The 11,334-nt window shown below is 40.5% G+C and carries 12 protein-coding genes; 1 reads left to right on the top strand and 11 read right to left on the bottom strand.

All coding sequences use genetic code 11. The features are described 5' to 3' along the window. Nucleotides 1–166: 166 nt before the first annotated feature. The 11 genes from JWQ54_RS02695 to JWQ54_RS02645 form a co-directional block, all read right to left on the bottom strand. A complete protein-coding gene (locus JWQ54_RS02695; RefSeq protein ID WP_299579803.1) occupies nucleotides 167–1,081 on the bottom strand; it encodes an IS3 family transposase in 915 nt (304 codons plus the stop codon). Further along, nucleotides 1,078–1,419 carry a hypothetical protein gene (locus tag JWQ54_RS02690; protein WP_299579800.1) on the bottom strand — a complete coding sequence of 114 codons (342 nt, stop codon included), beginning with the start codon at nucleotides 1,417–1,419 and terminating at the stop codon, nucleotides 1,078–1,080. Before JWQ54_RS02690 ends, JWQ54_RS02695 begins: the two co-directional genes overlap by 4 nt. A gap of 163 nt (nucleotides 1,420–1,582) precedes the next feature. Next, entirely contained in the window at nucleotides 1,583–2,830 is a 1,248-nt protein-coding gene (locus JWQ54_RS02685) for a glutamate-5-semialdehyde dehydrogenase (protein WP_299579797.1), read from the bottom strand. Beyond that, entirely contained in the window at nucleotides 2,824–3,903 is a 1,080-nt protein-coding gene (gene proB / locus JWQ54_RS02680) for a glutamate 5-kinase (protein WP_299579794.1), read from the bottom strand. The genes JWQ54_RS02685 and proB overlap by 7 nt, the downstream gene beginning before the upstream one ends. Nucleotides 3,904–4,327: 424 nt before the next feature. After that, nucleotides 4,328–5,089, bottom strand: coding sequence for a phosphate ABC transporter ATP-binding protein (locus tag JWQ54_RS02675; protein WP_299579791.1), 762 nt, complete (start codon nucleotides 5,087–5,089; stop codon nucleotides 4,328–4,330). Beyond that, entirely contained in the window at nucleotides 5,090–5,935 is an 846-nt protein-coding gene (gene pstA, locus JWQ54_RS02670; protein ID WP_299579788.1) for a phosphate ABC transporter permease PstA, read from the bottom strand. It abuts the gene before it with no gap. After that, the gene (gene pstC, locus JWQ54_RS02665) at nucleotides 5,932–6,825 is read right to left on the bottom strand and encodes a phosphate ABC transporter permease subunit PstC (protein WP_299579785.1); all 894 of its coding nucleotides are present in this window, start codon (nucleotides 6,823–6,825) and stop codon (nucleotides 5,932–5,934) included. Before pstC ends, pstA begins: the two co-directional genes overlap by 4 nt. Before the next feature lie 90 nt (nucleotides 6,826–6,915). Beyond that, complete coding sequence (locus JWQ54_RS02660) at nucleotides 6,916–7,893, bottom strand: PstS family phosphate ABC transporter substrate-binding protein (RefSeq protein WP_299579782.1); 978 nt, start codon at nucleotides 7,891–7,893, stop codon at nucleotides 6,916–6,918. A 10-nt stretch (nucleotides 7,894–7,903) separates the two neighbouring features. Beyond that, a complete protein-coding gene (locus JWQ54_RS02655) occupies nucleotides 7,904–9,037 on the bottom strand; it encodes a porin (RefSeq protein ID WP_299579779.1) in 1,134 nt (377 codons plus the stop codon). A 350-nt stretch (nucleotides 9,038–9,387) separates the two neighbouring features. Beyond that, on the bottom strand, nucleotides 9,388–9,699 hold the full coding sequence (locus tag JWQ54_RS02650) for a TolC family protein (RefSeq protein ID WP_299579776.1): 312 nt from the start codon (nucleotides 9,697–9,699) through the stop codon (nucleotides 9,388–9,390). Between the two features lie 32 nt (nucleotides 9,700–9,731). After that, on the bottom strand, nucleotides 9,732–10,343 hold the full coding sequence (locus JWQ54_RS02645; RefSeq protein WP_299579773.1) for a WbqC family protein: 612 nt from the start codon (nucleotides 10,341–10,343) through the stop codon (nucleotides 9,732–9,734). 36 nt (nucleotides 10,344–10,379) lie between these two features. Here JWQ54_RS02645 and JWQ54_RS02640 point away from each other — a divergent pair, with 36 nt between their 5' ends. Continuing rightward, nucleotides 10,380–11,261 carry a lysophospholipid acyltransferase family protein gene (locus JWQ54_RS02640; protein WP_299579770.1) on the top strand — a complete coding sequence of 294 codons (882 nt, stop codon included), beginning with the start codon at nucleotides 10,380–10,382 and terminating at the stop codon, nucleotides 11,259–11,261. Nucleotides 11,262–11,334: the final 73 nt, after the last annotated feature.

Raw genomic sequence — 11,334 nt, 5'->3', positions numbered from 1 at the left:
GAAAAAAGTTGTCACTGTTTTTTTATAAAGTTAAAACTATTTGTTGCTTGTTTGTCGTGTTAGGATGTGGGGAACGCGAAGCGTTCTCCACATCCTAACACGTTTTTCTTTTTTTGCTTCTTTTTTTTTTAAAAAAGTCATCCGGTTTTTGTGGATAACTCTTATTCTATCCATCCATAACTGCCTCCTTATCCAATTTCCTCTGATAAAAGCTCTTCCAAAGACGTTTGAGATAACCGATCTTACTATGTGCCATTGCCGGAGTAAGCATATCTATACTGCTGTGTGGCCTTAAATAATTATACGTATTAACAGCCTGGGCGATAGCTGTCCTGGCTGTGCTTATATCGGCATAGACTTCTTCAAGCAATTCCGTTTTTAATATGCCGTTTACCCTTTCGGCTATGGCATTATCTCGCGGATCCCCGCTTTGGGTCATGCTGATGCTGATCTCCCGGTCCTTTAGTATCTCAATGTATTCATGACTGCAATACTGCGAGCCACGGTCTGAATGATGGATCAGTCCTGTGACATTATCCCCGTACGACAAGATCGCCATTTCTAAGGCAGCCACAGGGCCGGCGGCAGTAAGCTGCTCATTAAGATGAAAGCCAACGATCTTGCGGCTATATGCATCGGTTACCAGGCTCAGGTAGCTATTCTCCTTACCTAGCTCAACATAAGTAATATCACTAACCAATAATCCGCCTGATGTTACTGGCGATAGATCTTTTATCAGATTTGGATACTTCCTCATCCGATGGTTCGAATCCGTTGTTTTAGGCTTGTAAGACCTTCTTTTGCCGATTAAAAGACTATGGAAACGTAAAAGGTCAAACAATGCATCCCGTCCCATACTGATCTCATGCTGCCCGAAAAAAGGGGCCAGTAACCAATGCAATTTACGCGTACCCACTATCTTCTGCACCATTCGGTAAGTTTGCACCTGCTGGATAACAAGTTCCCCCTGTAGCTTCATATCTGCTTTATGTTGTCGTTGCTTATAATAAGCTTGGCGGGTATAACCAGACAGTGAGCAAAGAAGGGATATGCCTACTCCCGACGTTTGCTCTGTTCTCATGACTGCCTGGGGCCAACTTTTTTTCTCATGTCGGTACCAAATTGTTCGTCGGATATATCTATCGTTGCTTCCAGCAGCAATATCTTGATCTTTGACAATCGTAATTCTTGCTGCAGCCAGGCAACATCTGTCGACATCGACTCCAGTTCCGGCAGAGGGGTTTTAATAATAGGTTTCGGGTTAAGGAGCTCCCGCTTTTTGTTTTGCTTTTTCTCAGCCATTATCCATCTGTAAATACTCGTAGGGGCACGGTTATACTGTTTGGCTAAGGTACGCAAGCTTACTCCACCTGCAAAGTATTCTTCAATTACCTGTTTCCTGATTTCTTCGTAGTTCATCTGACATTCCTTTCTGTCAACCCTAATCAGGACGAGACACTCACGGAACACCCGGAACGCTATGAAACACGCTCATTATCAGTTATTTTCATTTTTATCAAAATGCAAGTAGCTGATAATAAAGCACTACTGTCAACCTTTATATCGAACTCACGTTATTTAACTAAGACCTCACTTGTCCGTTTCCTCTTACAACCCATTTGTAACTGGTTAGCTCTTCCAGGCCCATTGGGCCGCGGGCATGTAGCTTTTGAGTGCTTATACCAATTTCGGCACCTAAACCAAATTGTGCCCCATCAGTAAAGGCTGTAGATGCATTTACATAAACTACGGCAGCATCAACCTGGTTTAAAAAGGCTTCGATCCGCTCAATGTCTTCCGATATAATGGCTTCACTATGTTTTGAGCTGTATTGTGCTATATGGTCAAGCGCGTCTTCAAAGCTCTCAACTACTTTAACAGCCAATTTCATGGATAAAAACTCAGTTCCAAAATGCTCAGGTTTAGCATGATTTAAATATGTATCAGGGTAATGGCCCTGGAGTATCATAAAAGCAGTATCATCGGCATAAAGCGCCACTTCTTTCTCGCCTAAATATTTCAAAAGCTTTGGCAAATCACGCAGCCTGCTGTAATGAACAATTAAACAATCCAATGCATTGCACACGCTAACCCGGCGGGTTTTGGCGTTACATATAATATTAGCGCCTTTTTCCAAATCGCCAAATTCGTCGAAATAAGTGTGCACAATTCCGGCGCCGGTTTCAATTACGGGTACTTTGCTGTTATTTCGCACATGATCAATTAATTGCTGGCTCCCCCTCGGTATTAAAACATCAACATACCCAATAGCATTTAGCAGTGCATCTGTTGCTTCCCGTTCTGCAGGCAGTAAGGTAGCAATATTGATATCAAGTTCATGGTCTGATAAAACCCGTTGGATTATGGAAATAATGGCTTTATTTGAATGGTAAGCATCGCTGCCCCCTTTTAAAATACCAACATTCCCTGTTTTAAAACAAAGCGAAAACACATCAAAAGTTACATTTGGTCGGGCTTCGTAAATAACTCCGACAACCCCAAGGGGTACCCGCACTTTAGAGATCTGCAAACCATTCGGCATTGTTTTGTCCGAAAGTATTTGTCCCAATGGTGTATCCAACAGGGCTACATTCCTTATTTCTTTGGCAATATCCTCAATTCGTTCCGGTGTAAGCTTTAAACGATCATATTTTGGATCCTTTGGATCCATCAGGTCAAGGTCTTTTTGGTTTTCAAGTATTAAATAACCGGTTCGGGCTACGGCTGTATCGGCCAGATCATTCAATACCTGGTTTATGACAACCCCGGAAACGCTTTTTCTACCAGCGGAGCGGGCGTTTTCAAAATATGAATTATAGAGATCTAACATTCTAAGTAAAGATAATCATAATGTATCAGCGCTTTTTGATTTTTTTTTCCAATCATTTCAGCGGCCTTATCAGAACCATATTCTGCAATTCCCAGCCCTATTGGCTTGTTATTTTCATCAACAAGCTTAATTATTTCGCCTTTTTTAAATTCTGATATAATATTAATTACACCAACAGGAAGCAAGCTTGATGCTTTGGCAGATGTAAGCGCGGCTTTGGCGCCTTCATTAACCTGTACTACACCTTTAGCATAATTGCCGGCATGAGCAATCCATTTCTTTTTTCCTGATGCCGATCTGTTAGGAACAAAGTAGGTATGTGCGACCTTATTATCAAGCACATCAATCAAAATATTTTCTTTAGTGCCGTTGGCTATATGGACTGCAATGCCCAATTGAGCTATTTTTTGCGCCATGGTTGATTTGGTGATCATACCACCCCGACCAAATTGTGAACGGCCTGTACTTACAAAAGCTGAAAAATCAATATGCTTGCCGCTTACTTCTTCAATTACCTTTGCACCATCCATATCCGGATTGCCATCATAAATACCATCTACATTGGTTAACACAATAAGTGCCTGTGCATTCAGCATGGAGGCGATTAAACCCGCCAGTTCATCATTGTCAGTAAACATTAATTCTGTAACTGATACCACATCGTTTTCATTCACTACCGGGATAACATGGTGTTGTAAAAGGATCTTCAAACAGTTTTTCATGTTCAGGTAATGCAGCCTATCCCTGAAATCCTCTTTTGTTACCAATACCTGCGAGCAAAGGATATTATATTTTTCAAACTGCTGTGCGTAGGTGTTGATCAGCTTAACCTGGCCAATTGAAGCAAACAGCTGCCGTGTAGCAATAGAATCAAATTTTTCTGAAATGGTAATTAAACTTCTTCCGGAAGCTACTGCCCCGGATGAAACCAAGACAACTTCAAGCCCCTGCCTTTTTATTTTAGCAATTTGCTCAACCAGGTGATTGATGCGATTTTGATCGGGCAAGCCATCCTTTTGGGTCAATACATTTGACCCGATCTTAATAATGATTCTTTGGTAGTTATAGGCCATTTATAATAATAAATGGTGCAATATACGGCTAAAGTATGGCAAAAGTTGTGATTTTAATATGATTTAATATAAAACCAATAGTAATTCAGGAAGGAATTACATGTTTTAGGTTTATTTTATTCATAACTAGGTATAAATCATTAAAATTTGGTGAACTTTAATTAAAAAAACGTTAATTTAACACGAGTTCGACATAACCAAACCCTTCTCCAACCGCGTGCGGCCGTAGTTTTAGATGAGGCGAAGCGCAAGTTTGTGTATCTATGCTGACAAGCGTTCCATTTTCACGCGGAACACCCGGAACAAAGTGGAACATGCTGATTATCATATATTTAGCCGTATATCAAGAACTAATCTGATTTAAGTAGCTGACAATCAGTGTGTTCCATCAGACTTTATATCGAACTCACGTTAATTTATAGAATTAACTTATATATCCTTTCACATACTCTTTGGTCAACTCCTCTTTAGGGTTCAGTAAAACTTCTTCCGTCGGCCCAAATTCAATGATCTTACCCATGTAAACAAATATGATATAGTCTGATACGCGGCGCGCCTGCCTAAGAATGTGTGTTACCAATACGATGGAGTATTTTTCTTTTAAGTTGATAAAAAGATCCTCGATTATGGCAGTAGATACAGGATCAAGTGCAGATGTTGATTCATCACCCAAAATAATCTCCGGCCCAACGGCAAGTCCGCGGGCCAGGCATAAACGCTGCTGCTGACCAATAGACAGCCGCGTAGCCGAAGCATTTAAACGGTCTTTTACCTCGTTCCATAAACCGGTGGCTTTTAATTGTTCTTCTACAAGTTCATCCAGCACCTGTTTTTTACGGATGCCATGAATGCGCGGCCCGTATGCCACATTATCATAAATGGACATAGGCAGGGGATAGGGGCGTTGCGAAAGCAGTCCCATTTTTTTACGGATATGGGTTACTTCGGCATTGGGGTCGTATATATCCTCGCCGTCAACCAGTACTTTACCGGTAATTTTTACGTCGGCGGTATTATCCCACAAACGGTTAAATGATTTTAACAGCGTGGTTTTCCCGCAGCCAGAAGGCCCGATAATAGATGTCACCTTTTTATCGGGGATATTTATGCTGATATCCTTCAGGATATGCTGGTTACCTATATGCACATCCAAATGCTGTACGCTGATATGTGGAGTTTGAGTCATTTAAATTTTATGTTTTGAGAATTTCTTTATCAGGATGTCTGATAACACAGTGATAATTAATACAATAATGGTGAGTATAAGCGCCGAAGCATAACCGCGGCCTTGTACTTCTTCAACCGGGCTGCCCAGCTGAAAAAATATAGCCAGGGGTAAGGTAGCAGCAGGCTCATGCAACGATGTAGGGACATTATCGCTAAATCCTGCAGTGAACAGCACCGAGGCAACATCGCCAATGGCCCTGCCGAAGGATAATAGTATAGCGGTAAAGATCCCCGGCCTTATTTGCCTTAAAACAACTTTGGCCGTCTCCCAACGGGTTGAGCCAAGGGAAAGTGCAGCATCGCGCAACTCATAAGGCACAGTTCGGATCACCTCATCAAGCGTGCGCACTAAAATAGGGATCACCAGTAGGGTCACGGCTATAATGCCGCCCAATAAAGAGGCCCTGAGGCCAAAATATACCATTATTAAAAATCCAAAGGCTCCATAAACAATAGATGGGATCCCAAACAATACATCAAATGCCATGCGGATGGTGTTTGATAAAAATCTTTTACCATCCATATACATGTTAATAAATATAGCTACCGGGATACTTATTAATAAGCCCAATATGGTTGACCCGCCCGCTACATAAAAGGAACCGATTATTGCGTTTAAGATCCCACCTTCTTTACCTATATAAAAACCGCCACCCGGTGTTTTGGTTATCATATCAAGGTTCATGTATGGCACTCCTTTAAAAAATATGGTTCCAACGATCAGGAAAAAGCTTCCTGCAACAATTATAGTTGCCAATACCATCAGCACACGAAAAAACAGCTCTTCAAATTTTCTTTTTTTCACGCGGCAAGTCTCCTTTCCAAACGGGTTAATATTACCCGCGATATAATGTTAAACAATAAGATAATTATAAAAAGCAGCAGGGCCGCAAACATCAGCGCCGAATCATATAGCGGGATGGAAAGCATTTCGCCATAGTTATTGGCAATAAGTGCAGGCAGAGGATAGCCGGGGTCAAATACAGAGTGAGGCACTGCCGCATTATTACCGCATACCATTAAAACGGCTATCGTCTCACCGAAAGCACGGGAGATTGCCAATACCGTTGCTGCAATAATGCCCGGCAAAGCTTTGCGCAGGATAACCTTTTTTATGGTTTCCCATTTGGTAGCGCCCAATGAAAGGGAAGCATCTTTTAGTTCCTGCGGAATTGTTCGGAGTACTTCGCTGATGATGCTTACTATAAGCGGAAAGATCATCACTGCCAAAACAATCCCTCCGGCCAAAACACTGTAACCGGTTGAAAATTCAACAAAGTGCGGAGCAATATATTTTTGAATAAGCGGGATAATAAACAATACGCCCCATACTCCAAATATAACTGGTGGGATCCCCGACAGCAGGTTTACAAAAGGTGTAAGGATCCGCTTAACCCTTGTTGGAGCATATTCAACAATGTACAGCGCAGTAAGCAGACATAGGGGCAAGGCTATAACTATGGCGATTGTAGTTACCCATAACGTGCCCATTATAAACGGGAAAAAGCCAAACAGGCCTTTAAGTGGTTTCCAGGTACTTGAAGTGATGAGCTCTCCCCACGAAAGCCGGTGGATTATCGGAATGGATTTATAGTATAACCCGATCCCGATTACCACTAATAAAGAAACTGATGCCAGCGTAAATACCAGCATCAGTTTTGATAGGATCTTATCTTTAATTAAGCGTATGTTCATGTTAGTTGATTGAGTTGACTAAGTTAGATTGGGTTGATTAAGTTAAATTGACAGCCAAGAGCAACCACTCACTTAATCAACCCATTCAACTCAATTAACTTTCCTTAGCTCCTCCTGAATTTTTGCTTTTGAAAGCGCTATGTAACCGTTTTCGTCAACATCCTTTTGGCCTGTGGTTAAAACGAATTTTACAAACTCGATCAGTTCTTTTTTCTTTGGCTTCCCTTTAAATAAAAAGCCAAGGTTCCGGGCCGGCGGTGATGGATATTTACCGGCAGCAATGGCATCGGTTAATTGGTTTATTGTATCGTAAAAGTTTTCATCAGCATCGAGTTTACCATTGCCGTTTACATCAATTGGTAAAGCATGTACACCGGCAACCTGTTTGCGGGTTTTCAGATCATAAAGGTAGGCTATGTTATTATAGCCAATGGCTGTAACATCCTTTTTAACAGCTTGCGCCAAACCAGGGTCGCCAAAAACACCTACACCCAGCAGGTCTTCCTGTTTTTTGCCGAAATATTTTGCCCATGTTTCTCCGGCACCAGCCGCATCTGAACGACTGTAAACATGAATAGGGACAGATACTTTACCAGCTACCTGGTTCCAGTTCTTAATGTTACCGCTAACAAATATGTTAAGGAACTGATCGCGTTTAGCGCCTTTAGCCAATAATGCTGCTGCGTTAGGATTTGCAGTGTTAAATGTTGGCACCACAGCATCTTTGGTTACATAAATGGTGTAAGCACCTTTTTTAACTTCGGCAGGGTCAATATCCCGGGAAGCCAAACCAATATCAACCAAACCCGACAGTGCATCAGTAATTCCTTTGCCAGCACCGCCTGCCGAAATGTTAAACTTTACGTTGGGGTGCAGTTTTTTAAACTCGTCCGCCCATTTTACGGTGATCGGGTACAAGGCAAATGCCCCTGATATGCTGATGGTACCCTCCAGATCGTCAACCGGCTTAGGGGAAACCCGTTTAGTAAAGGAAGAAATGGTGGTTATTGTAACCAATGCAACCGCACCTACTATAAATGCCCGTTGCCTTAATATTGCGTTCTTCATTATGTTTTATTTAAAATACTATTTGTAATTGTGCGTTAAGCAGGTTGTTCTTTACCTGGGTAGTTTGTTCATGACGAATGGTGTAATCAACGGTAAGCCTTGTCCAGTCGTTAAAGTAATAGTTCACCCCGCCGGTATACCAGTTGGTACGGTCGGTTAAGCTGGTTTGTGTTGGATCGTAGGTGTCATATTTTGCTGCAAGCTGCAGGTGTTTTGGCAGGATAAAATAAGCGGCCTGGCCATACCAGCCTGATCTTTTTATGTTACCATCTGTGCCTTTGTCATATTCGGCAGTTAGCGATAGCGCTTTCCAAACATAGCGGGCATCAACACCGGTACGGTTTCTTTTTTGATTGGCAGCCGGTGTTCCGTAGTAACCTTGTCCGTTATAAAAATCAGCTGATACGGAAAGATTTTTGACCGGGTGGATGCTTAATCTCCCGCTTATGTCTTTGTGATTATTATTATCCGTAGTTATATCATAACCTGCACCATTAAATAAGCCTAACGAATAATCAAACAAATAAAAGTCATCAATTTTTGCAAAACTGCCGTTAACCTGGATCCCGATATCACGACCGTTGGAATTGCCGATCACATCCTTCGATCTGGAAACAAGTGCCTCAACTACCTGCGACCTGTCAGAAAACTCCAGTTGCGAGTCGGATGTCAGGCTTTCTATAGAGAATGGAATTTTAAACTGACCTGCTGAGAATTTCAGATAATCGCCAACTCTGTATGCCACAAAGGCATCAACAAGCTTTACACCAGGACCGCCAAACTCGGTATAAATATCGTACGACCAACTGTCGGTTATATTGCCGCGCAGATCAAGGCGTACACGGCGAAGGTCAAAAGTGTTGTTGACTGTTGATTGTTCAAATCCCTGGTAGCGTGCCTGTATCAGTCCGCTTATTTGTAAGGCTTTGCCTATTGATATTCCATGCTGATTGGCTGCCTTATCTTTTTTTGCTTGTTCTTTTATAGCCTGGTCAGCACGAATTGAATCCGCTTCCTGCTGACTCAATACATTTTTCTTGATCAAAAGATTCAAAAGATCTTCATTTTGTTGTGCTTTTGAAGCAAGGGCGCTAAAAAGTGCGCTCAATAGGATTACGGTTCTGATTACGTAAGGTAATTTCATTTGTTAATTTTAAACATGAAAAGTTTGAGTAAATACTATGAATTATGCGTTTTGAATGAAAGATCAACAACAACGCATATACAATTTGGGAGATTGGGGACAACGGCCTGCATTGCTAATTAAGTGCAGGTAAAGCTTTAAAGTTTTCATTTTCTTATTTAATACTATTAAATCTACCTATTTAGTAGTGTAAAGGTAGGCGTAATATTTTAATTCACAAATATTTATGAAAAAAGGTTAACAATAATTAAATATTATATTATAAATATCTGTTTAATAATGAATTACAAAATAAAAAAATAGACAGCCTGAAGTGGCTATCGGTTGTAAAACACAAAACACCTCGTATTTTATTGGATCTTGTTGCCCTGTTTTATCTCATCAGAAGCTTTTAGCACAACTTTATCCGGAATAATTGACTGGTAAGGTAAGCCGCTTATTGCTGATACGTTTAATTGCAGCTGTTTAAGCTGATTTTTTAATTCGATATAATTTAACCGGGCTTTTGAAAGCTCGGCCTCTGCTATAATGTTATCAACGCCCGCGCGAATCCCGCTTTTAGCAAGCGACTCAATAGAACGCCTGATCTGTTCATTACGCTTAATATTTCGGTACTGGATGTTCAGGAAATCCTGCAAATAATAAAAACCGATTCGGGTCAATTAATAACAAACTATTACACAAATCATACTCTCTATAAATAATTAACAGAATGCGGCCCCTGGTTAAACAGCAGATCAACAATGCTTAGGTTTTTTATAAAACCTTTGCGGTCTTCAAATACCTGGAAGTATGGCTTTTGCTCAATGTCTGTTTCATGTTTGGGGCTAATGGTATTTCTATAATCAGCTAAATTGGGATATTCAGCTTCGTAGCTTTTAGTATATTTTAGCTCAAGCTTTATTTTCATTGCCTTGAGTATAAATTGCAAAAGCTGCTCATTATAATCAAAAAGAAAATTGAACTTTTTCTCATAAAACGGCACCAACTCATCCTCATAATACTCAAAGTAAGCCGAACGACGGTAACAAGCCTGCAAGCTTAACCAATGCAGGCGCTGCCATTCAAAATCATAGCTTATTTTAACATCTTTTATTTTTGTATGATTTTTTGAACCTTTTATTACAGGCACTGTTAATGTAAGCACGCCATCGGGTGTGTAAACGTTTGCCCGGTTCCGGTAGGTTTGTTTGGGGAAGTGTTCTTCGCTTTCTATCAGTATATCAGGCTTGTAAGTATTCAATCTTACAAAATATTCAACCGGCGGAAGATAAAACATAGGTAACACAGCGCCTTTTTCAATCATATATTTTATGTTTGTATCAAAAACCGGACGAAAATAATGATAAAAAAAGGGCTTTCAAGATTAGGTACATTCTTTTTGTATTTGCTTTCGTTGCTTCCTTTCTGGTTTTTGTACCTTATCTCCGATGTTGTATTTGTAATTCTTTATCACATTACAGGTTATCGCCGTAAGGTTGTACAGGAAAACCTGAAAAATTCATTCCCTGAAAAAACAGAAGAAGAGCGCAGGCTTATTGAAAGAAAATACTATAAATACATGGCCGACCTGATGATGGAAACCATTAAATCGGTTAGCATGTCTGAAAAACAGGTAAGAAAAAGAATGATCCCAACCAATCCTGAACTGGTGGAACATTACTTTAAACAGGGAAAAAGTATTATGGCTGCCGCAGGACATTATTGTAACTGGGAGATGGCTTGCCTGAGCTTTGGTTTTTTGACAGATAAAAGGAGAGTAATTGTTTATAAGCCGCAGTCAAATGAAGTTTTCACAGACTTTTTTAACCGTACGCGTTCCCGTTTTGGCGCTACCATGATATCCATGAAGCAAACGCTTCGTAAAATGATTGAATACAAGAATGAACTTACCTTTACTGTACTCGCATCTGATCAGACACCTGTAAAGCACGAAATAAACTACTTTACCACTTTTCTTAATCAGCCAACAGCAGTATTTCTTGGGATAGAAAAGTTAACAAAAGTGGTTGATTGCGTTGTTATATTTTATAGAATAGATTTAGTAAAAAGAGGCCATTATACTTATACCTTTGTACCCTTGGTTGAAGAGCCAAAACAAACCAAACCTTACGAGATTACGGAGATTCACGTAAAGTACCTGGAATCATTAATAAAAGAAAAACCTGAATACTGGTTATGGTCGCACCGGAGATGGAAAATTAAGCCTGAAGATGTTCATTAGTTGATTTGTTCACTGGTTCATTGGTATGTAATGCGGATATAAAAAACTTATCAAAATATTTAACTAATGAACT

Origin of the sequence: Mucilaginibacter sp. (genome assembly GCF_028288225.1) — a bacterium.
GTDB lineage: Bacteria > Bacteroidota > Bacteroidia > Sphingobacteriales > Sphingobacteriaceae > Mucilaginibacter.
The sequence above is the reverse complement of the archived record's forward strand: the minus strand, read 5'-3'. Positions and strand labels throughout refer to the sequence as shown.